17 protein-coding genes are annotated in these 22,180 nt (G+C 70.2%); 9 read left to right on the top strand and 8 right to left on the bottom strand.

The window, feature by feature from the left end; translation table 11 throughout:
• Positions 1 to 105 precede the first annotated feature (105 nt).
• Genes CDN99_RS23440 through CDN99_RS23430 form a run of 3 tightly spaced genes read right to left on the bottom strand, consistent with a single transcriptional unit; the run spans position 106 to position 2,907 of the window.
• Entirely contained in the window at positions 106 to 942 is an 837-nt protein-coding gene (locus CDN99_RS23440; protein ID WP_088387318.1) for an ABC transporter ATP-binding protein, read from the bottom strand.
• A gap of 1 nt (position 943) precedes the next feature.
• Positions 944 to 1,984, bottom strand: a complete 1,041-nt coding sequence (locus CDN99_RS23435) for an ABC transporter substrate-binding protein (protein ID WP_088387316.1) — start codon at positions 1,982 to 1,984, stop codon at positions 944 to 946.
• Complete coding sequence (locus CDN99_RS23430) at positions 1,981 to 2,907, bottom strand: TauD/TfdA dioxygenase family protein (RefSeq protein WP_088387314.1); 927 nt, start codon at positions 2,905 to 2,907, stop codon at positions 1,981 to 1,983. The genes CDN99_RS23435 and CDN99_RS23430 overlap by 4 nt, the downstream gene beginning before the upstream one ends.
• 349 nt (positions 2,908 to 3,256) lie before the next feature.
• On the opposite strand from CDN99_RS23430, the gene CDN99_RS23425 reads away from it, so the two are divergent.
• Positions 3,257 to 4,069 (top strand): glycosyl transferase, encoded by an 813-nt coding sequence (locus CDN99_RS23425; protein ID WP_088387312.1) that lies wholly within the window; start codon positions 3,257 to 3,259, stop codon positions 4,067 to 4,069.
• 3 nt (positions 4,070 to 4,072) lie between these two features.
• Here CDN99_RS23425 and CDN99_RS23420 read toward each other — a convergent pair whose 3' ends face one another.
• Positions 4,073 to 4,519 (bottom strand): DNA-binding transcriptional response regulator, encoded by a 447-nt coding sequence (locus CDN99_RS23420; protein ID WP_088387310.1) that lies wholly within the window; start codon positions 4,517 to 4,519, stop codon positions 4,073 to 4,075.
• Positions 4,519 to 5,019 carry a GAF domain-containing protein gene (locus CDN99_RS23415; protein ID WP_088387308.1) on the bottom strand — a complete coding sequence of 167 codons (501 nt, stop codon included), beginning with the start codon at positions 5,017 to 5,019 and terminating at the stop codon, positions 4,519 to 4,521. Before CDN99_RS23415 ends, CDN99_RS23420 begins: the two co-directional genes overlap by 1 nt.
• 612 nt (positions 5,020 to 5,631) lie before the next feature.
• On the opposite strand from CDN99_RS23415, the gene CDN99_RS23410 reads away from it, so the two are divergent.
• From CDN99_RS23410 to CDN99_RS23375, 8 genes are all read left to right on the top strand, one after another.
• A complete protein-coding gene (locus CDN99_RS23410) occupies positions 5,632 to 6,687 on the top strand; it encodes a sulfate ABC transporter substrate-binding protein (RefSeq protein WP_088387307.1) in 1,056 nt (351 codons plus the stop codon).
• Between the two features lie 63 nt (positions 6,688 to 6,750).
• A complete protein-coding gene (cysT, locus tag CDN99_RS23405; RefSeq protein WP_088387305.1) occupies positions 6,751 to 7,632 on the top strand; it encodes a sulfate ABC transporter permease subunit CysT in 882 nt (293 codons plus the stop codon).
• Between the two features lies 1 nt (position 7,633).
• On the top strand, positions 7,634 to 8,518 hold the full coding sequence (cysW, locus tag CDN99_RS23400; RefSeq protein ID WP_088387303.1) for a sulfate ABC transporter permease subunit CysW: 885 nt from the start codon (positions 7,634 to 7,636) through the stop codon (positions 8,516 to 8,518).
• A gap of 84 nt (positions 8,519 to 8,602) precedes the next feature.
• On the top strand, positions 8,603 to 9,682 hold the full coding sequence (locus CDN99_RS23395; protein ID WP_088387300.1) for a sulfate/molybdate ABC transporter ATP-binding protein: 1,080 nt from the start codon (positions 8,603 to 8,605) through the stop codon (positions 9,680 to 9,682).
• Between the two features lie 52 nt (positions 9,683 to 9,734).
• Complete coding sequence (locus CDN99_RS23390) at positions 9,735 to 10,658, top strand: CysB family HTH-type transcriptional regulator (protein WP_088387298.1); 924 nt, start codon at positions 9,735 to 9,737, stop codon at positions 10,656 to 10,658.
• A gap of 237 nt (positions 10,659 to 10,895) precedes the next feature.
• On the top strand, positions 10,896 to 11,843 hold the full coding sequence (locus CDN99_RS23385) for a CysB family HTH-type transcriptional regulator (protein ID WP_088387296.1): 948 nt from the start codon (positions 10,896 to 10,898) through the stop codon (positions 11,841 to 11,843).
• Between the two features lie 189 nt (positions 11,844 to 12,032).
• Positions 12,033 to 12,992 carry a sulfate ABC transporter substrate-binding protein gene (locus CDN99_RS23380; protein ID WP_088387342.1) on the top strand — a complete coding sequence of 320 codons (960 nt, stop codon included), beginning with the start codon at positions 12,033 to 12,035 and terminating at the stop codon, positions 12,990 to 12,992.
• A gap of 278 nt (positions 12,993 to 13,270) precedes the next feature.
• Positions 13,271 to 14,173: a TIGR02285 family protein gene (locus CDN99_RS23375; RefSeq protein WP_158218936.1), complete on the top strand. Its 903-nt coding sequence runs from the start codon at positions 13,271 to 13,273 to the stop codon at positions 14,171 to 14,173.
• A 52-nt stretch (positions 14,174 to 14,225) separates the two neighbouring features.
• On the opposite strand, the gene CDN99_RS23370 is transcribed toward CDN99_RS23375, so the two are convergent.
• The 3 genes from CDN99_RS23370 to CDN99_RS23360 form a co-directional block, all read right to left on the bottom strand.
• On the bottom strand, positions 14,226 to 19,742 hold the full coding sequence (locus CDN99_RS23370) for a diguanylate cyclase (protein ID WP_088387292.1): 5,517 nt from the start codon (positions 19,740 to 19,742) through the stop codon (positions 14,226 to 14,228).
• A 173-nt stretch (positions 19,743 to 19,915) separates the two neighbouring features.
• Positions 19,916 to 21,175 (bottom strand): MFS transporter, encoded by a 1,260-nt coding sequence (locus tag CDN99_RS23365; protein ID WP_088387290.1) that lies wholly within the window; start codon positions 21,173 to 21,175, stop codon positions 19,916 to 19,918.
• Between the two features lie 253 nt (positions 21,176 to 21,428).
• On the bottom strand, positions 21,429 to 22,127 hold the full coding sequence (locus tag CDN99_RS23360; protein WP_202820315.1) for a redoxin domain-containing protein: 699 nt from the start codon (positions 22,125 to 22,127) through the stop codon (positions 21,429 to 21,431).
• Positions 22,128 to 22,180 lie beyond the last annotated feature (53 nt).

The following is a 22,180-nucleotide window of genomic DNA, read 5'->3' as shown; positions in this document are numbered from 1 at the left end:
TCCATGGCGCGGGGTGTTGGTTTTTCTTTCATATCGAATAACGATAACGAAATTCGATATTTTCACGATGCGCTGTCTTGACTTTTAAGACAGTTGCTCACGCCTTCATTCACCGAACAGCAGCCGCTCGATCCGCTGCGATTGCGCCGCGCGCTGCGCGGGTGTCAGCCCCTGCGCATCAAGCTCTGCCCGCACCCGTCCCGGATGCGGCGACAGCACCAGCACGCGATGCCCGACCAGCAAGGCCTCGTCGATCGAATGCGTCACGAACAGCAGCGTGAAGCGCTCCTGCTCCCACAGCGCGAGCAGCTCGTCCTGCATGCGACGCCGCGTCAGCGCATCGAGCGCGGCGAACGGCTCGTCCATCAGCAGCACGCGGGGCTTCATCGCCAGCGCGCGGGCGATCGCCACGCGCTGCTTCATGCCGCCCGACAGCTGGTGCGGATAAGCCGAGGCGAAGTCCGCCAGCCCCACTCGCGACAACCAGTCGCGAACTTGCTCCAGCGCCGCCTGGCGCGTGGCCGTGCCGGATGCGATCAATGGAAAGGCGACGTTCTCCAGCACCGTCTTCCACGGCGGCAGTTGGTCGAACTCCTGGAACACGGCGATGCGGTCCGGACCCGGACCGGTCACCGGCTTGCCGTCGATGAGGATACGCCCCTGCGCCGGCGTCACGAAGCCGCCGACCGCCTTCAGCAGCGACGACTTGCCGCAGCCGGAGGCTCCGAGCAACACGAAGCGCTCCGACGGCAGCACGTCGAAGTCCACCTGGTGCGTCGCCCGCACCACGCCGCGATCGCTGCGGTAGTCGAGGCTGACGCCCTGCACCCGCAACCGTGCCTCGCCGACCCAGGCCTCGGCGTCCGCCGCCACGGTGTCGACGCTCGAATCGACCGCGTCGAGCGCCAAGCGGGCCTCGATCCGGTCCAGCACCGCGCTCATCTCAGCTCCCGCCCGCGTTGTGTGGATCGTCGAAGAAATAATCCTGCGCCGACGCCGGCTTGTTCTTGATCGCGCCGACGCGATGCATGAACGCCGCCAGCGCATAGGTGTTCTGCGGCGTGATCTTGAACTGCACCTCGGGGTTCTTGATCACCTTCAGCAGCAGCTCCTTGGGCACCTTGGAGTTTTCATTGCGGATGTAGATGTCCGCGGCGCGTTCCGGGTTCCTGGTGATGAAGTCGGCCGCCTCGGCCAGCGCGCCGATGAAGGCCTTGTAGGTCTTCGGGTTGTCACGCCGGAACTTCTCGGTCGTGTACAGCACCGTCGCCGACGCCGGCCCGCCCAGCACCTCATAGCTGTTGAGCACGATGTGCACGTTCGGGTTGCCGGCCAGGCCTTGCTCCTGGAAGGGCGGGTTGCCGAAGTGGGCGTTGATCTCGGTGCCGCCCTTGATCAGCGCGGCGGTCGCTTCCGGGTGAGGCAGCGCGACTTGCAGGCGATCGAGCTTGTTGAACTGGGCGTCGCCCCAGCGCCTGGCGGAGGCCAGTTGCAGGATGCGCGACTGCACCGACACGCCGACCGCCGGCAATGCGATCCGGTCCTTGTCGCTGAAGTCGTCGATGGTCTTGACCGCCGGGTTGCTGCTCGTCAGGTAGTACGGGAAGTTGCCCAGCGACGCGATGCCTCGCACGTTCTGCCTGCCCTGTGTCTTGTCCCACAAGGTCAGCAGGGGTCCGACGCCGGCGCCCGCGATGTCGATGCTGCCCGACAGCAGCGCCTCGTTGATCGCCGGTCCGCCGGACAGCTGCACGCGCTGCACCTTGATGTCGACACCGGCCGCCTTGCCGTGCTTCTCGATCAGTTGCTGGTCCTGCGCCACGTTCAGCAGCAGGTAGACGATGCCGAACTGCTCGGCGATGCGGATCTGGCCCTCGGCGTGCGCGGACAGCGCGCCCAGGCCCAGCGTGGTGCCGAGCACGGCGGCGATCAGCCCACGCGCCGAGCGGCGCAGGGGCGAGGCAATGGAGCGGTCGAGTTTCATGCGGGCACGTCGCCTTCGATGGTGGTGCGGTAGAGGTGGCGGCGGATGTGGTCCGGACAGCCGGTGGCCAGATGCAGCAGCGAGCGGTTGTCCCAGAACACCAGGTCGTGCGGCTGCCAGCGGTGGCGGTACACGACGCTCTTGCGGCTGGCATGCTCGAAGAGCTGCGCCAGCAGGTCGCGGCTCTCGTCCTCGCTCACGTCCAGGATGCGCGTCGTGAAATGCTCGCTGACGAAAAGCGCGGGTCGGCCGGTTTCCGGGTGCACGCGCACGATGGGCTGCGCCACCGGCCTGACCTCGGCGATCTGCTCCGGCGTCAGCTTCGGACGCCACGGATTGCGGGCACGCAGCTCCTCGTAGCGGGCCAGGTAGCTGTGCTCCGCGCGGCGGCCGGCGATGGCGGTCTTCAGCGCCAGCGGCAGGCCGTCGTAGGCCAGGTGCTGGTTGGCGAAGAGCGTGTCGCCGCCTTCCGCCGGCAGCTCCTGCGCGTGCAGCAGCGAGCCGAGGCTGGGGCGCTCCTTGTAGGACAGGTCGGAGTGCCAGAACAACCCCGCGTCACCCAGGCCCACCGGCCGCCCTTCGGCATCCCGGACGTTGGACACCTGCAGGATCTCCGGATGGCCGGCCAGCTGGAAGTTGCGCAGCACGTGGATCTGCAGCGGTCCCCAGCGGCGGCTGAACGCGATGTGCTGCGCCGGCGTGATGCGCTGGTCGCGGAACACCAGTACGTGGTGATCGAGATGGGCGCGATGCAGGCGGGCGAAGTCGGCGTCGTTCAACGGCCGCGTCAGGTCCAGCCCCAGCACCTCGGCGCCGAGCGGCGCGTCGAAGGCGTGAATGTCGAAGTCCTGCGGCGGCCCGTCGGCATCGCGGGGAGCGGGCGGCCGGAGCCGGTCATCGAGGGGAGGGGCGAGGGCAGTCATGGCCACCGACTCTAGACACCGCCCTTCCTCGCGAGAACGAAGGTCACGGCATGTCCAAGCGCGCAAACCTCATATGCGCTCCGTTCTTCCGCCCGTCTTCCCGTTGTCGGCTTCGGCGCGCGACACCGTCCTCGAGCGCTCATCGCACGGTCCGGCGTTTCGGTGCAGAGACCGCCCGCGTCGATGCCGTACCGCACGACTCGATACGTCTGGTCACGCGCGCCGTGCGAGAACGGCCGGGGCGGCAATCCATCTTTACCTTGAGCGCTAAGCGAGAAAAACGCGGTTCCTAGAGTGCGCGGTGGTCGGCGGTCCGCGCGACAAAGACCGCGTGCCTGGGGGAGCCTCGATGAAACAAGTGATCTGCGTGAAGTGGGGCGCCGCCTATGGCGCCGAGTATGTCAACCGCCTCTACGGCATGCTGCGCCGCCACGTCAGCGGCGACTTCCGGCTGGTCTGCCTGACCGACGACGCCGACGGCCTGCGCCCCGAGGTCAATGCCTACGACCTGCCCGAGCTGGGCTGCGATTGGCCCAAGCGCTCGATGGGCAAGTGGCGCAAGCTGGTGCTGTGGAGCGAAGACCTCGGCGAGAAGACCGGCCTGTCCGGCCCGGTGCTGTTCATCGATCTGGACTCGGTGATCGTCGACAACATCGACGGCTACTTCACCCACGGCCATCCCGACGACGTGGTGCTGGCCCGCAACTGGGCCAAGCCGCTGCAGAAGCTGGGGCAGACCTCGGTGTTCCGCTTCCCGGTGGGCCGTCATCCGCACATCCTCCGCGACTTCCGCGCCGATCCGCAGGGCGTGTCCGACCGGCACGGCTTCGAGCAGCATTTCGTCACCGCCGCCGTGCCCGGCGGCATCAAGTACTGGCCGCATCTGTGGACGCGCCACTTCCGGCTGCACTGCCTGCCGCCGTTTCCGCTGCGCTACTTCATGCCGGCGCGGCTGCCGTCGGGCGCCCGGATCGTCACCTTCCCCGGCGGGCCGAATCCGGGCGACGTGCTCGTGGGCCGCTGGACGCAGCAGGAGCCGGCGCACGAGAGCCCCTGGCAGCACGTGCGAGCCGCCTTCGCCAAGGGCGTGACGCACCGCTGGCGCCACTTGCGCCGCTACGTGAGGCCGACGCCGTGGCTGGCGCGGCACTGGGTGGAGTGAGCGTCAGTCCGCCGTCTGGCGACGCGGTGCCTCGACGCCGCCGAAGGGCGGTGGCGGCGACGCGGCCGGCCGCGCCAGGTCCTGGATCACCTCCAGCGCCGTCTTCACCTTGAACGGCTTCAGCATGATCCGCCGCACGTGCAGCTCCTTGTAGAGCTGCGCGGTGGACAGATCGCAGGCCTCGGCGGTCAGCGCCACCGGCGTGGCCGCCGGACAGCGCAGCGCGCCGGCGCGCACGCTCTGCAGCAGCGCCAGCGCGTCCAGCCCCTGGCCGATGTCGAGCAGCAGCCCGTCCATCGCCTGATGCTCGAGCAGGCGCTGCGCCGCCTCGTGGCTGCTGCACTCGTGCACCTCCGCGATTTGCAACTGCCGCGCCACCATCGCCACCGTGCGGCGGAACAGCGAGTGCGGGTCGACCAGCAGCAATTGACGTTGCGCACCGTGCGGCATCAGGCCTGCTCCAGCGATTGGCCCATCAACTCCGCGACCGCCAGATCGCGCAGGCTCATCAGGATGGCCAGATCGGCCTCGTCCAGCGTGCGGCGGCGTCGGTCGATCAGGCACAGGGTGCCCAGGCGCACGCCGGGCCGGATCTCCAGCGGCGCGCCGGCATAGAAGCGGATGTGCGGCGGCCCGGTCACCATCGGGTTGTCCGCGAAGCGCGGATCCTCCGTCGCGTCGCTCACCACCATCACCTCCGGCGCATGGATCGCGTGGCCGCAGAACGAGACGTCTCGCCCCGTCTCACACACCGACAGGCCGAAGCGGGCCTTGAACCACTGGCGGTTGGTGTCGACCAGGCTCAGCAAGGCGATCGGCACGCCGAATTCCTCGGCGGCGAACTGCACGATGCGATCGAAGCGCTCCTCCGGCGGCGAGTCCAGGATCAGCAGCTCGCGCAGGGCCTGCAGCCGCTGGGCTTCGTTCTCGGGGATCGGGGCGGTCATCATGGGACGCTGGCTCCTCGCGCGCGGCACCGCGCGCTACCGATGAGAAGGCCCCAGCCTAGCCCAGAAGAATCGTCGCCGCCACCCGCCCACCCCTCGGGGCGATGAAGGCGGGACGGGCGCGGGACCGGAGCCGCCCGTCGGGTCGCCCCGCGCCGCCGGGGCTTATGAGCGCCGCGCAGCAGCATGCGCCGATTGCGCATTGGCGCGCCGCAGCCCGCGGTCGCAGACTGCGATGCACGGGGCGCGTCCATGTCGCCCCCGCCGGCGGCGGTTGTAGGGCCACCGGAAAGGCATGGTGAAAGCCCAGGTCGTGACCGGGGCCGCCCTCGGGGTCTTGGGGGAGGCGCTTCCGGCGGTGTCGGTCACGATCCTGGCGCCTTTCAGCGTGCCGTCGTCCAACGCCTCGACGTCCCCGCGCCTGTCCCACCTCCCCCCGGCCGCTTCTCGCCGATGGCGATGGGGTCACTCGATCGCTTGCTTATTCCTTATGCGAGATAAGCAAATGCTCAAACAATCGTTCCGAGAATAAGGACTTGTTGGCAAGCTTCACAGCCCGACAAGGTCCGTCGTCCGTCCTCGTCACCCGATCCCACGTCTCCACGACCGCTTGCCATGACCCACAAGAACGCCCAGAAGACCGCCCTCCTGTCCGCCGTGACCCGTCGTCGCGCCCTGATGCTGGCGGCCGCGGTGCCGCTGCTGGGCGCGCCGGTGCTGGCGCTGGCCCAGCAGCAGCCGACGACGCTGCTGAACGTGTCCTACGACGTGGCGCGCGAGCTCTACAAGCAGATCAATCCCGCCTTCGTCGCCGCCTACAAGGCCAAGACCGGCCAGACGATCACGGTGAACCAGTCGCACGGCGGCTCGTCCAAGCAGATCGGCTCGGTGATCGGCGGCCTGGAGGCCGACGTGGTGACGATGAACCAGGCCACCGACGTCGACACGCTGGCCGAGAAGGGCCTGACCGGCGCCGACTGGCGCAGCAAGTTCCCCAACGGCGCGGCGCCGTACAGCTCGACGATGCTGTTCCTGGTCCGCAAGGGCAATCCCAAGGGCATCAAGGACTGGGCCGACCTGGCGCGCGGCGGCGTGGCGGTGATCATCCCCAACCCCAAGGTCACCGGCAACGGCCGTTATGGCTACCTGGCCGCGTGGGGCAGCGTGATCGCCAAGGGCGGCACCGAGGCGCAGGCCAAGGACTTCGTCGCCAAGGTGCTGGCCAACGTGCCGGTGCTGGACGGCGGCGGCCGCGGCGCCACCACCACCTTCACGCAGCGCGGCATCGGCGACGTGCTGCTGACCTTTGAATCCGAGGCCGAGTTGATCGAGAACGAGTTCGGCAAGGGTCAGTTCGAGGTCGTCTACCCGAGCATCTCCATCGAGGCCGACGCGCCGGTGGCCGTTGTCGACAAGGTCGCGGCCAAGAAGGGCACGGCCGCGCTGGCCAAGGCCTACCTGGACTTCCTGTGGACGCCGGAGGGCCAGGAGATCATCGCGGCCAACAACTTCCGTCCGCGTGATCCGGCGGTGTTCAAGAAGAACGCGCAGCGCTTCGCGCCGATCAAGCTGTTCACCGTCGACCAGACGCTGGGCGGATGGGCGAAGATCGGGAAAACCCACTTCGCCGACGGCGGAACCTACGATCAGATCATGGCCGCCAAGCGCTGATCGCGCCCGGCCCTCCGATCGCCCGTCCCTGCCCCCGTCCGCTCCTTCCTTTCCGCTCCATCGATGAACACTGCCGTGCTCACCGCGCCGCCGGCCGCGTCGGTGCCTGCCCGCAAGCGCCGCCGCGTGCTGCCGGGCTTCGCGCCGACGCTGGGCTTCACGCTCTTCTATCTCTCGTTGCTGGTGCTGATCCCGCTGTGCGCGGTCTTCCTGAAGTCCGCCGGCCATGGCGCCGAGGCCTTCTGGAACGCCGCCACCTCCCCGCGCGTGCTGGCCTCCTACCGGCTGAGCTTCGGCGCGGCGCTGCTGGCGGCCGGCATCAACGTGGTGTTCGGCTTCATCCTGGCGTGGTCGCTGGTGCGATACGACTTCTTCGGCAAGAAGCTGGTCGACGCGCTGATCGACCTGCCCTTCGCGCTGCCGACCGCCGTCGCCGGCATCGCGCTGACCGCGCTGTACGCGCCCAACGGCTGGATGGGCAGCTGGCTGGAGCCGCTCGGCATCAAGGTGGCGTTCACGCCGCTGGGCGTGCTGGTGGCGCTGATCTTCATCGGGCTGCCCTTCGTCGTGCGCACGGTGCAGCCGGTGCTGGAGGACCTGGACACGGAGCTGGAAGAGGCCGCCGCCTCGCTCGGCGCGCATCGCTGGCAGGCCTTCCGGCTGGTGGTGCTGCCGATGCTGACGCCGGCGCTGCTGACCGGCTTCGCGCTGGCCTTCGCGCGCGCCGTCGGCGAGTACGGCTCGGTGATCTTCATCGCCGGCAACATGCCCATGGTCAGCGAGATCACGCCGCTGATGATCATCACCAAGCTCGAGCAGTACGACTACGTCGGCGCCACCGCGATCGCGGTCGTGATGCTGGTGTTCTCGTTCCTGCTGCTGCTGGGCATCAACGGCCTGCAGGCGTGGAGCCTGCGCCGCAACGGGCTGGACGGAAAGCGCTGACATGGCCGGATCTGCTGTTTCCCTCGGCCGCGCGCGCGGCGCCGGCCATTACCAGGGCAATCCCGCCACCGCCGAAAAGCGCTGGGTGCGCTGGACGCTGCTGGCGCTGGGCCTGGGCTTCTTCGCGCTGTTCCTGCTGCTGCCGCTGGCCGCCGTCTTCACCGAGGCGCTGCGCAAGGGCTGGGACACCTACCTGGCCTCGCTGATCGAGCCCGACGCGGTCTCCGCGATCAAGCTGACGCTGCTGGCGGCCGCGATCTCGGTGCCGCTGAACGTCGTCTTCGGCGTCAGCGCCGCGTGGGCCATCACCAAACACGACTTCCGCGGCAAGCAGTTGCTGATCACGCTGATCGACCTGCCGTTCTCGGTCTCGCCGGTCGTGGCCGGCCTGATCTACGTGCTGATCTTCGGCGCGCAGGGCTGGTTCGGACCCTGGCTCGCCGATCACGACATCAAGGTCATCTTCGCCGTGCCCGGCATCGTGCTGGCCACCGTGTTCGTGACCTTCCCGTTCGTCGCCCGGGAGCTGATCCCGCTGATGCAGGCGCAGGGCCGCGACGAGGAAGAGGCCGCCACCGTGCTCGGCGCCAGCGGCTGGCGCACCTTCTGGCATGTCACGCTGCCCAACATCAAGTGGGGCCTGCTGTACGGCGTGATCCTGTGCAACGCGCGCGCCTTCGGCGAGTTCGGCGCGGTGTCGGTGGTGTCGGGCCACATCCGCGGCCAGACCAACACGCTGCCGCTGCAGGTCGAGATCCTCTACAACGAATATCAATTCGCCGCGGCGTTCGCCGTCGCGTCGCTGCTGGCCCTGCTGGCGCTGGTCACCCTCGGGCTCAAGCAGCTCGTGGAATGGCAGGCGGAACGTGTTGGCCCCCAGCGCTGAGTACAGCGCGGCCCCCGAGGGGCGCAAGCCGTCCTTGGGACGGCCCGGCGGACGTCTTGTCCGCAGCATCGTGAAGGAAGAAACATGAGCATCCAGGTCCGCAACATCCACAAGTCCTTCGGCAGCTTCACCGCGCTGGGCGACGTCAGCCTGGACTTCCCCACCGGCGAGCTGACCGCGCTGCTGGGCCCGTCGGGCTGCGGCAAGACGACGCTGCTGCGCATCATCGCGGGCCTGGAGACCGCCGATCGCGGCCAGGTGCTGCTGGACGGCGCCGATGCGTCGGACACGCATGTGCGGGAGCGCGAGGTCGGTTTCGTGTTCCAGCATTACGCGCTGTTCCGCCACATGACGGTCTTCGACAACGTCGCCTTCGGCCTGCGCGTGAAGCCGCGCAAGCAGCGCCCGCCGGAGTCGGAGATCAAGCGCAAGGTGCACGAGCTGCTGCAGCTGGTGCAGCTCGACTGGCTGGCCGATCGTTATCCGCCGCAGCTCTCCGGCGGCCAGCGCCAGCGCATCGCGCTGGCCCGCGCGCTGGCGGTGGAGCCGCGCGTGCTGCTGCTGGACGAGCCCTTCGGCGCGCTCGACGCCAAGGTCCGCAAGGAGCTGCGGCGCTGGCTGCGCCGGCTGCATGACGAGCTGCACATCACCAGCATCTTCGTCACGCACGACCAGGAAGAGGCGCTCGAAGTGGCTGATCGGGTCGTGCTGATGGACCACGGCCGCGTGGAGCAGGTCGGCTCGCCAGTGGAGGTCTACGAGCGTCCGGCGACGCCGTTCGTCTACGGCTTCCTCGGCGCGGTGAACCGCTTCGAGGGCCGCGCCGAGGGCGGCGTGGTGCGCGTCGGCGACCAGACGCTGGCGCTGAGCGCCGGCCCGGGCAACGACGGCGCGGCGCAGGCGCAGGGCCTCGTGCAGGCCTATGCCCGCCCGCACGAGCTGACCATCATCCCGACGCCGGACGCCCCCGGCCTGCCGGCCACCGTCGAGCGCGTGCTGAGCTTCGGCGCCGCCGCGCGCGTCGAGCTGCGCGGCCCGCAAGGCGAGCACCTGGAAGCCGAGCTCAGCCGCGAGCAGGCGGAAGCACTGGCGCTGGCGGCCGGCCAGTCGGTGCGACTGCAGGCGTCCCGCCTGAGCCTCTTCGGCATCGACCAGGCCGCATGAGCGACCGCGATCAACGCGCCGCGGCGCGGACGATCCCCGGACCTCACCGATCATGAACCTTCAACAGCTGCGCATCGTCCGCGAGGCGGTGCTGCAGAACTTCAACCTGACCGAGGTGGCGGCGGCGCTGTTCACCTCGCAGTCGGGCGTCAGCAAGCACATCAAGGACCTGGAGGACGAGCTCGGCGTCGAGCTCTTCCAGCGCCGTGGCAAGCGCCTGCTCGGGCTGACGGAGCCGGGCAAGGAACTGGCCGTCGTCGTCGACCGGATGCTGCAGGACGTGCGCAACATCAAGCGGCTGGCGCAGCAGTTCTCCAGCGCCGACCAGGGCCAGCTGACCATCGCCACCACGCACACGCAGGCGCGTTACGCGCTGCCGCAGGTGGTGGCACGCTTCAAGGCCGCCTATCCGCGGGTGCATCTGGTGCTGCACCAGGGCAGCCCGGCGGAGATCGTCTCGCTGCTGCAGTCCGGCGAGGCCGATGTCGGCATCGCCACGGAGGCGCTGGGCAAGGACGACGCCTTCGTGACCTTCCCGTTCTACGAATGGCGGCACGCGGTCGTCGTGCCCGAGGGCCACGCGCTGACGCGCCAGCCGCTGACGCTGGAAGCGCTGGCCGATCAACCGCTGATCACGTATCACGAGGGCTACACCGGCCGCGCCCGCATCGACGCGAGCTTCGCGGCGGCGGGCCTGGCGCCGGACCTGGTGATGTCGGCGCTGGACGCGGACGTGATCAAGACCTACGTGCAGGTGGGGCTGGGCGTGGGCGTCATCGCCGCGATGGCCTTCGAGCCGACACGCGACTCGGGCCTGCAACTGATCGACGCCAGCCACCTGTTCCCGCCCAACACCACGCGCATCGCGCTCAAGCGCGGCCACTACCTGCGCGGCTTCGCGTATCGCTTCCTGCAGGAGTGCGTGGCCGAGCTGACCGAGGACGCCGTGCGCGCGGCGATGGAACCGGACGCCTGATCCCCCGCGTCGCGATGCCCGTGATCGCCGATGGCATCGGACATCGGCTCGATCGGCATGACCGCGCGCGCGTGTCTGACCCGGTTTCGTGCACCGCGTCGCAACGGGATTGCTTATCGATTTTTGTTGGAGGACAGGACGCTCGCGGATTCGAATAATCAATCCGCATAAGCAACCTGCATTCTCGTTCGACGCGGATCGGATGTTCCGAACTGCGCGACGACGCCTCCCCCAACGATGAACTTCCAGCAGCTCCGATCCGTCCGCGAGGCCCAGCGCCGCGGCTTCAACCTGACCGAGGTGGCGCAGGCGCTGCACACCTCGCAGCCCGGCGTGAGCCGGCAGATCCGCGAGCTGGAGGACGAGCTCGGCATCGACATCTTCGTTCGCGCCGGCAAGCGGCTGACGGGTCTCACCGAGCCCGGACGCAACGTCATGCCCATCGTCGAGCGACTGCTGCGCGAGGCCGAGAACCTGCGCCGCGCCGGCGAGGATTTCGCCCGCGCCGACAGCGGCCACCTGCGCATCGCCGCGACGCACAGCCAGGCGCGCTACGCGCTGCCGCCGGCGGTGCGGGACTTCCGCGACTCGCATCCGGAGGTCAGCCTGCAGTTCACGCAAGGCTCGCCGCAGCAGGTCGCCAAGCTGCTGATCGACGGCGAGGCCGACATCGGCATCGCCACCGAGGCGCTGGCCTCGCATTCGCAACTGCTGACGCTGCCCTGCTACCGCTGGACCCACACGGTGCTGGTGCCGCCGGACCACCCGCTCCAGGCCGAGGCCGCCGCGGGCACGCCGCTGACGCTGGAGCGCCTGGCGCAGTTCCCCGTCATCACCTACGAGTCGGGCTACACCGGCCGCTCGCACATCGACGACGCCTTCGCCAGCGCCGGGCTGGACCTCAACGTCGTGCTGGTGGCGATGGACGCGGACGTGATCAAGACCTACGTCGAGCTGGGCCTGGGCGTGGGCATCGTGGCGGCGATCGCGTTCGACGAGGAGCGCGACCGACTGCTGCGCTCGATCGACGCGCGCCATCTCTTCGCGGACAACCTGACGCGGCTCGCGGTGCGACGCGACGCCTATCTGCGCGACTACGTCTACGCGTTCATCGAGACCTTCGCGCCGCCGTTGACGCGCGACCTCGTCGAGCAGGCGCGCGTGGCGCCGGGCGGGGCCGACTGAACGGCGCCACGAGGCCGCCACCGTCACCCGGGGCAAACATGAAATGCAAAGCACATCTTCTTCGTTTCCTTCCAAAGTGCGCTCGCCTACATTGAGCGCTCCCTCAACCGACAAGAGAAGACTCCCGTGAACGCTCTCCGCCGCACCGTCTCGCTGCTAGCCGCCGCCACCCTCGTGGGCGGCGCGTTGATGCCCATGGCCCATGCGCAGGGCGCGGTCACGCTGCTGAACGTCTCCTACGACCCGACGCGCGAGCTGTACCAGGACTTCAACGCGGCCTTCGCCAAGTACTGGAAGGCCAAGACCGGCGAGACGGTGACGGTGAAGAACTCGCACGGCGGGTCGGGCAAGCAGGCGCGCTCGGTGATCGACGGCCTGGACGCCGACGTCGTGACGCTGGCGCTGGCCTACGACATCGACGCGCTGCACGACCACGGCAAGCTGGTGCCGGCGGACTGGCAGAAGCGCCTGCCGAGCAACGCGTCGCCCTACACGTCGACGATCGTGTTCCTGGTCCGCAAGGGCAACCCGAAGCAGATCAAGGACTGGCCGGACCTGGCCCGCGACGGCACCGCCGTGATCACGCCCAACCCGAAGACCTCGGGCGGCGCGCGCTGGAACTACCTGGCGGCCTGGGCCTATGCGCTGAAGCAGCCCGGCGGCAGCGCGGACACGGCCAAGGCCTTCGTCAAGCGCATCTACGGCAACACCAAGGTGCTGGACTCCGGCGCCCGCGGCTCGACGACGACCTTCGTCGAGCGCGGCATCGGCGACGTGCTGATCGCCTGGGAGAACGAGGCCTACCTGGCGGTGAAGGAGCTCGGTCCGGACAAGTTCGAGATCGTCACCCCCAGCCTGTCGATCCTGGCCGAGCCGCCGGTGTCGGTGGTGGACAAGACGGTCGACCGGAAGGGCACGCGCAAGGTCGCGCAGGCTTACCTGGAGTACCTGTACTCGCCGGAAGGCCAGGAAATCGCGGCGAAGAACTACTACCGTCCGCGTGATCCGAAGGTCGCGGCCCAGTACGCGAAGCAATTCGCGCCGGTGAAGCTGGTGACGATCGACGAGGTCTTCGGCGGCTGGCGCAATGCGCAGAAGACCCACTTCGACGACGGCGGCGTCTTCGACCAGATCAGCGCGGTGCGCTGAGCGCCGCCGGGCGTCGAGCCGGACGCCCGCAGCAAGTTTCCGTTTGTCTCCTCGGTCCGTCTTCTGCGCCGCATCCGCGGCGCCGTGGGCACCCAGACCGTTCGCTCTCTGTGCGAGCAGCCCCGCCCGGCGAATGCCGGCGGGGCATTTTTTCGCGGTGCCGGTGGCGCGCCTCCCCCCCCCGCAACGGACGGGTCGGTGATCAAGTACCGATGCCGCCGGCCATGAAAAACCGCGCTGCCGGATCGCGGATCGCGACGCCCTTTATGCTGGCGGCCGTGAAGTCCCCCGCCCCGATCCGCGCGCAGCTGTTCGCGCTCCTGTCCCTGGCCGCCGCCCTGGCAAGCCCCGCCACCCGCGCCCAGCCGGCCGATCCGGCCCTGCCTGCGGTCACCAAGATCACCTGGCTGGCCTCCGACCACGCGCCCCAGCTGGCCGCCTCCGACGCCAGCGGCGTGACCAGCCGCATCACCGCCTACCTGGCCAGGTACTGGCCGAAGGTGCGGCATGAGGTCGTCCTGGCCAACGCCAAGCGCAGCTGGCAGATGATCGAGAACGGCGACGAGGTCTGCCGCGCCAACCTGGTCCGCACGCCCGAGCGCGAGAAATCGGCCTACTTCACCAACACCCAGCTCACGCCGCCGCCGCAGCTCATCGTGCGGCGCGACCGGCTCGCGCGCCTGCCTCGCAATGCCGCCGGCGAGGTCCAGTTGCCGCGGCTGCTCGCCGACACGCGACTGCGCGGCGCGCTGATCGACGGCCGCAGCTACGGACCGGCGCTCGACGAGATGCTCGCCGCCCGCCCCGCGGGCAGCGCCGTGGCGATGTACGCGCCGCGCGACTTCGGCGCGCGCGTGCTGCAGATGGTCAGCCTGGACCGCGCCGATTACTCGATCGACCTGGACATGGCGCTGATCATGTCCGGCAATCCCAAGGACCTCGTCAGCGTGCCCATCCAGGGCGCGAGCGAGCTCGTGATGGCCGGCATCGCCTGCCCGCGCACGCCGTGGGGACTGGCCGCGATCCGCGGCATCGACACCGCCTTCGGTCGACCGGAAGGCGCGGCCAGCCTGCGTGCCGGCCTGATGCGCTGGCTCACGCCGGAAACGCGCGCGCACTACGCCGCCCGCTTCGACGCGTTCTACAAGGAACGCTCGAAGCCGTCCCGCATCGATCCCTGATCGCGGTCGCAGGGCCGCGGGGCCGCCAACGGCGAGCCCGGCCGACCCATCGTCAGTCCTGCCGCTCGACGCGGTTGCGTCCGCCGTCCTTCGCGCGATACAGCGCCTGGTCCGCGCGGCCGAGCAGCTCCTCGACACGCAGGTCCTCCCGGCGCAGCGCGGTCACGCCGAAGCTCGCCGTCAGCGCCACCGGCGGCGAACCCGGCTGCAGCTCGAGCCCCGAGATCTCGATGTGGTGCCGCAGCCGCTCCACCAGGTGGGTGGCGTCCTCCAGCGAGGTCTGCGGCAGCAGCAGCGCGAACTCCTCGCCGCCCAGGCGTCCCAGCAGATCCTGCTTGCGCACGATGTGCTCGCACAGCTGCACCAGGCGGCACAGCGCGGCGTCGCCGCGCGCATGGCCCAGCGTGTCGTTGATGCGCTTGAAGTGGTCGACGTCCATCATCACCAGCGCCATCTCCAGCCCATAGCGACGGCTGCGCGCCACTTCCGCCTCGGCGTGTTCCAGGAAGCAGCGACGGTTGGCCGCGCCGGTCAGCGCGTCGGTGGTGGCCAGCCGCTGCAGCTCCAGCTCCAGCCGCTTGCGCTCGGTGAAGTCCACCAGCGTGCTCAGCACCGACGGCGCGCCGTCGTAGACCACCGGCACCATCGACAGCAGCATCCACAGCTCGCTGCCGTCGGCGGCCAGCAGGCAGATCTCCTCGCCCTGCAACCGGCCTTCCTCGCGGAACTTCAGCTGCATGCGGTCGCGATCGCCCGGGTCGCGGTAGAAGCTGATCGCGGGCTTGCCGACCAGGTCGTCCAGCGGGCGGCCGACGATGGCGGCCGACGGACCGTTGGCATAGACGATCAGCGCGTCATGCTCGCGCGTGACGACCATCGGGATCGGCGCGTTGTCCAGCACCGCGCGCAGCCGTTCCTCGCTGTCGGCCAGCTCGCGGGTGCGCTGCGCCACGCGACGCTCCAGCGTGGTGTTGAGCTCCTGCAGCTCCGCCACCAGCCGCGCGTTGTCCACCGCGTTGACGACGTTGGCGCAGAGCAGCTCCAGGAAGCTGACCCGATCATCGGTGAAGACGCCGGCCGCGGCCGCGTTCTCCAGGTACAGCGCGCCCACCGTCTGCCCCTGCTTGAGCAGCGGCAGCGCCAGCACCGAGCGCGGCGGCTCGGCATGGCCGCGGAAGTAGTCCTCCATCGTCGCGAGCCCGCGCGCATCGACGATCAGCTCGCGCCGCCCGTCGCGCAGCACGCGGTTCATCAGGTCGAGCGGCAGCTGATGGCCGGCGCGCTCCAGCGGCAATTGCTCCAGCAGGTGCAGGCGCGGCTGGTCGCCGAGCGTGGCCTCGGCCTGCAGGACCCAGCGGGTCGCACCCGACGAGCCGCTGGCCAGCACGATCGCGGCGCGCTGCGCACCGGCGTTCTCCGCGACGACCTCGAGCAGCCGGCGCAGCAACCTCGGCAGGTCGGGCTGGCTGCTGATCGCCTGCACCGCCTTGGTCAGGCTGCTCAGATCGGCGGCGTCGACGCGGACGTCGGCCGCGCCGGTCAGCGTCAGTTCCTCGAGGCCATCGCCGTCGACATGCCGCGCCGCGCGCGCGGCGTCGTCCGCCGTGTCGCCGCCCGAGTCATGTCCTGCGCCGCGACCCGCGCCGATCCCAGTTCCATGGGCCAGCGCGCCGTGGCCCGCCAGCGCCGTCACGCCCCACGCCTTCCAGACCTGCCCCAGCCGCGTCCGGGCCTGCTCGGCACGTGGTGGCGCGCGGTCCTTCCACCAGTCGGTCAACGCGCGCAACACCACGGCGACGTCGAGCGGCGTGCCATGCGGCCCTTCGGCGGACAACAACGCGAGGTCCAGCAGCCGCTCGACTTCCACGTCCGGCGCCCGCGCCAGCATCGCCTGCTGCGCTTCCAGCAAGGCGACGCGGTCGTGCAGATGCCCCGGGCCGGCGTCGCGCCAACGTCGCAGGCGCAGCAGCGCGTCGTCCTCGACCGCCTGGTCGCGCGCGCCGCCCGTCATCGCGAGCCGCTGCGCGGCCCACGCGGCGATGAACACGAACAGCGACTGGGCATGCATGCCGCGCCCGGCCGCGAACAGCGCCTTCGCCTCCAGCGCCTTGCGCAACGCCGGCTCCGGCCGATCCGCCACGAAATGCAGCACCGCCTGCCAGCCATGCAGGAACATCAGTCCGGTCTGATCCTGGCGCTCCGCGTAGGTGCGGGCGAAGGCGTCCATGCCCTCGAAACCCTGCTCCGGCAAATGCGGCCGCCGCAGCGCGAGCACCAGGCCGAGCAACGCTTCCTCGTAATCCGCCGCCACCGGCTGGCGCATCGCGCGCAGCCGCTGGGCGTGCGTCCGCAGTTGCTCGTGCAGCGCCGGCAACGGCGTGCCGGCCAGGAAGGCATGCGCGTCGTGCACGTACAGACCCAGCCCCGCATGGCGCAGGTTGCCGAACTCCAGGCCGTTGCGATGCGTCTCCATCAGGCCGTCCATACTCACGCGCAGCCCTTGGCCCCAGTGGCTGAGGAACGCGTGGAAGGAGAACCCGGCATGCGCGAACACCTGCATCCAGCCATGGCGCCGCACCAGCGCCATCGACATGCCGCCGATGTCATGGGCGAAGCGGTAGTCGCCGAGGAACTCCGCGCACATCAAGCCGAGCACCGAGTACGCCGACAACGCCTGCGGCACATGGCCGTGGTCGATCATGAGCCGGACCTGGAACAGCGTCAGCAGCGGCAGCAGCGCCGGCCGCACGATGTAGGCCGCCGCGGTCATCTTGGCGGCGATGGAGATCAGCAGCAGCCGCGCCTCGTCGTGCATCGGCTCGCGCGCGGCCAGCGTGTCCAGCCCCATCGCGGTGATCTCCTGCTGCAGGGCCGCGAGCAGGCGCATCACCTCGGCCATCGCGTCCGGTCCCACGGCCTTCGGCAGCTCGGCGCCGAGCAGGCCGAACAGCTTCAGCCCGAGGTCCACGGTCTCGGCCAGCCGGCCCTGCGCGTAGAAGGCCTCCATGCGGACCTCCAGCAGCCGCGCGCGCTGGGCGTCGTCGGTCGCGTCGGCCAGCGCCTCCTCCAGCAGCGCATCCATGCGCGCCGGACGACCCGCCAGATAGGCCATCCGCGCGGCGTGATGCAGCCATGCAGCGCGCGAGCCGGCCAGCGATCCGCCACGCGGCGCCAGCTCGAGCGCCAGCTCCGCGTAGTCCGCCGCGGGCTCGAAGGCGGCGGCATCCAGCGCCTGCCGCGAGGCCTGCGCGTTCGACTCGGCCAGCGCCTGCCGCTCGGCTTCGTCGCGGTCGTCCCGCAGCAGCATGCGGGCCGCGTTCAGGTGGTGCAGCACCGTGTACGGCAACGCCACCTCGGGGCGCGCCGCGCGGTGGTCGTCGCGCAGGAGCCGGCCGATGCGCAGTTGCAGGGCGGGCCGCTGGTCGGCGGCGATGCGCTGCAACGCCGCTTCCTGCACGCGGTCGTGCGCGAAGGCGTAACGGACCGCCTCGCTCGATTGGCCCTGCAATTGCGGCGCGTAGCGGTACAGCGCGCTCGCGGGCACGAGCAATTGCGCCTGCAGGGCCGGCAGCAGGTCCGACGCGATCTGCTCGGCCGGCGCGTCGAGCGCGGTGGTCAGGCTGTCGAGACCGAACCCCGCGCCCAACAGCGCCGCCACGCTGAGCGCCTGGCGCGTGGCATCGGGCAGGCGCTCCAGCTGCTGCAGCATCAGCGCGACGACGTTGTCGGCGGTGCGGGTCGCCGCGATGCGTTCCAGCGCATGGTCCCAGCGCTGCGATGTCGCGTCGAAGTGAATCAGTCCGCGGCGGACCAGGTCCTCCAGCAAGCGGCGCAGGAAGAACGGGTTGCCCGCCGTGCGCGTCTGGCAGAGCCGCGCGAGTTCGTCGAGCCCGGCGTCTTCCGCCTCCGGATCGCGACGCAGGCTGTCGGCGAGCAGACGACGCGTGTCGTCCAGACCCAGCGGCCCCACGCGCAGCGGCGTGAAGCGCTCGCCGAGTTGCTGGCGCAGTTCGAGCAGCTCCTGCGCGATCGGATGACCGGGCGGGATCTCGTTGTCGCGATAGGCGATGACGATCAGCGTGTGGCGGAGCGTGGCGTCGTTGAGGCACTCCCGCAACAGCCGGCGCGAGGCGCGGTCGGCCCATTGCCAGTCGTCGAGGAACAGCGTCTGCGGCTCGCCGTCGCGGGCCAGCGCGGCGAAGCCCTGGCTGACGCTGCGCAGGAAGCGGTTCTCCGCCTCCGCGGGACCGACCGGCATCAGCGGCGCGCCCAGGTCCAGCAGCGGGGCCAGTTCCGGCAGGGCTTGCGCCAGCAAGGCGGCGTTGGCGCCGAGCCGGTCGCGCAGCCGCTCGCGCCAGACCGCCTGCTGCGCGGGCGGCAGCGTCAGCACCTGCGCGGCGCGCTGCGCCAGCAGGTGAAGCAGCGGGCCATAGGGGCGGTCCTGCCCGTACTGATTGAACTTGGCGGCGGCGAAGTGGCCGCGCTGCGCGAGCAGGCTGCGCTGCGCCGCCAGCACCAGCGCGGTCTTGCCGATGCCGGAGAAGCCCGCCACGGCCACCAGCCCGGCGCCGGCGGGGAATCCCTGCGCGGCGTCCTCGAAGGCCTGCGCGAGCTGGGCTTGCGCCGTTTCGCGACCATAGAGCCGGCCGCTGGGCTGGAAGCGCACGGCGGCATCGCCGCGGCCCGGCTCGAAGCCCGGCAGGCCACGACCCTGTTCCAGCGCCGCCTGGCAGATCTGCAGGTCCTGACGCAGCGCCTGGTGGCTTTGATAGCGGCCTTCCGGCTCCTTGTGCAGGCAGTGGGCGACGATCCGCGCCAGCGGCGCGAAGACCTGGTGATTGCGCGTCGTCGCCATCGGCGCCGCCAGCGCCAGATGCGCGTGCACGGCACGCGCCGGGTCGTCGATCTCGAACGGCGGCGCGCCGGTGAGCGCCTCCAGCAGCGTCGCGCCCAGGCTGTAGAAGTCGGCCCGGTAGTCGACGTCGCGGCTCATGCGGCCGGTGAGCTCCGGCGCCAGCGTCGCCAGCGAGGCCTCGATCAGCTCGGCGCGCTGCACCAGCGGGCGCTCGCGCTCGATCTCGGCGGCCAGGCCCAGATCGGCGATGAGCACGCGGCCCGGCGCGCGGCCGGCCTCGGGCAGCAGCAGGATCTGGCCGGGCCCGAGGTTGCGGTGAATCAGGCCGTGGCCATGCAGATGCTGCAGCGCGGCGACCAGGTCGAGCGCGATGCGGATCAGCGCGTCGTTGTCCAGCAGGCCCCGGGTCAGGCGACGGCGCAGGGTCTCGGCGCCGAGGTCCGGCAGCAGCAGCGCGGGGCGGCGCTCGTGGTCGATGAAGGCCGTCGGGCGAAGAATCCAGGCCGGATCGAGGCGCTGCGCGAGTTCATGCTCGCGACGCAGGCGGGCGATGGCGGCGGGATCGGGACGGGCGTCGCGCAGGCGCTTGAGCAGCGCGGTGCCGCCTTGTCCGTCGGAAACGCGGACGACTTCGCTCCGGCGCCCCTGGTGGAGGGTGTGTTCCGGTTGCCAGGCGCCGGCCTGTGCCGCCTCCCCCGCTCTTCTGTCCGTCATCCGGTCCGCTCTTTGTTGAGCGACGACTGTAACGGTTACGCGCGGCGGACCCGCGTCAAGGGAGCGTCAACGCTCGCGCCGAAAGCGCGACGAAGCGGGAGAAAGTGACACTTGCGCGCGGCCACGTGGCGCGCCGCACACGCCCGTCGACGAAGGGACGCGTCGATCCGGCGTCAGCGCGCCGTCGCGGGGGTCGCTGCACGATCGGCGCGATCGGCCCGGATGCGCAGGAACAGCGCGATCGCCGAGGTGACCACGGCCAGTCCGCACACGCCGCGCCAGCCCAGGGCCTGCAGCGACACCGAGCCCAGCCACGCGCCGGTGGCCATGCCGATGAACATCGCGCCGATCAGCACCGCGTTGAGGCGGCTGCGCGCCGGCGGTTCGAGGCCATAGACGATGCTCTGGTGCGCGACGAGGCAGGACTGGACGCCGAGGTCGAACAGCACCGTGCCCGCCACCAGCACCCACAGATTGCCGGGCAGCAGGCCCATGGCGACGAAGGACACCAGCACCAGCGTCGCGCCCAGCCGGATGACGGCGCGAGCGCCGCGCTTGTCGGCGACCCGGCCGGCCAGCGGCGCGACGAGCGCGCCGGCCGCACCCGCGAGCCCGAAGGCACCGGCCGCGGCGCTGCCCAGGTTCATCGACTGGTGAAGCATCACCGCCAGCGTCGACCAGAACGCGCTGAAGCCGATCGCCAGCAACGCCTGAGTCGCTGCGGCGGTGCGCAGCGCCGGGTGGCGGCGGGTGAGCGTCAGCATCGACCGCAGCAATTCGCCGTAAGGCATCGGGCTGGCCGGCGGCATCCGGGGCAAACCACGCTGCAGCGCCAGGCCCAGCCCCAGCACGCTGATCGCCGCGAGCCCGAACACCCAGCGCCAGCCCAGTTCCTGCGCCAACATGCCGCTGACGACGCGGGACAGCAGGATGCCGAGCAGCAGACCCGTCATCACCGTGCCGACCGTCTGCCCGCGCTGCGCGTCGGGCGCGAGCGAAGCCGCCGCCGGCACCAGGTCTTGCGCGAGCGACGCGGTCACGCCGATCAGCACGCTGGCCAGGCACAACGCGGCGAGGTTGGGCGACGCGGCGGCCACCAGCAACGCGAGCAGCAGCGCCGCGCTCTTGTAGGCGATCAGCCGGCGGCGCTCGATGCGATCGCCGAGCGGGGACAGCAGCAGGATCGCGATGGCGTAGCCGAACTGCGTCAGCATCGGGATCAGGCCGATCTGCGATGCGCTGGCGCCGAACTCCGTCGACAGCAGGCCCAGCATCGGCTGCGCGTAATACAGCGGCGCCACGGAGAGGCCGGCGCCCATCGCCAGCAACAGCACCAACGCGCGGGACATCGGTGCCACCGGTTGGGCAGGCGCGGCCGCGGACGCGGCGGTCGTGCTGGTGGCGGAGGCGGAGGCGGGCGGCTGGGAACTCATCGAGGGTACGGGCTCAAAGGCGCGATTGTCCTCAGGTCCGCCGGCACCGTGGGCGAGCAGCGGCGATGCACCCAGGCGGCCAGGGGCTTACGCCGCCAATCGCCCCGCCGCATGGCGCATGGCGCATGGCGCATGGCGCATGGCGCATGGCGAGTGGTGCTCGGCGCCAGGCGTGGTCCGCCTCGCTCGCCTCGACTGGGGCGAGCGTCGTGCGACGCGTCCCCAGCGGCGGCCTGGCCTGATCAGCGTGGCGTCAGCTGCCGTACTTGATCGAGCATCCGTAAGGCCGCGTGTTGGCCTGCGTGACCTTCTTGCCGGCAGCCAGCTCTCTCAGCGCGGTCTTCACATACGGGTCCGCCTTGGCGATGTCGTCGACCTTCGCGGTGGCGATGCTGTCGATGCCGCCCTTGTAGACCAGCACGCCCTGCGGATTGATGATGAACAGATGCGGCGACGTCTGCGCGCCATATGCCTTGCCGATCTGGCCACTTGGATCCAGCAGCGTGTTGGTCGGCGCCGCGCCACGTTCCTGGTTCAGCTTGATCGCGGTGGGCCCGTCGACATACCCCTGCTGGCCCGGCGCGGACGAGATCACTTGAAGCCACACCACGCCCTTGCCTGTCGCGTCCTTCTGCAGCGCCGGGATGTTGCCGCTGCCGTAATGCTTCTTGACGTAGGGGCAGTCGTGATTGGTCCACTCCAGGACGACCGTCTTGCCGTTGAGGCTGTCCAGGGTCAGGGTCTTGCCGTCGGCGGTCGTGGCGCTGAAGGCCGGCGCGGGCTGATCGATCTGCGCCTGCGCGTGGGCGACACCGGCGGCGACCATCGACGCCACCAGCGCCGCGCCGGCGATCAACGCGCGTCGCGACAGCGCCGGACGCGGCACCTGGCCGGATGACTCGGACGCGAGCAGCTGTCCGGACCGGGTCTCGAATTTCGTCGGCTTGTTCATGACGGGTTTCTCCTATCGAAGGGGCAACGGGATGGTCGCGACGACATGTCGCG

It is taken from the genome of Roseateles aquatilis, assembly GCF_002205645.1.
GTDB lineage: Bacteria > Pseudomonadota > Gammaproteobacteria > Burkholderiales > Burkholderiaceae_C > Roseateles > Roseateles aquatilis.
The sequence above is the reverse complement of the archived record's forward strand: the minus strand, read 5'-3'. Positions and strand labels throughout refer to the sequence as shown.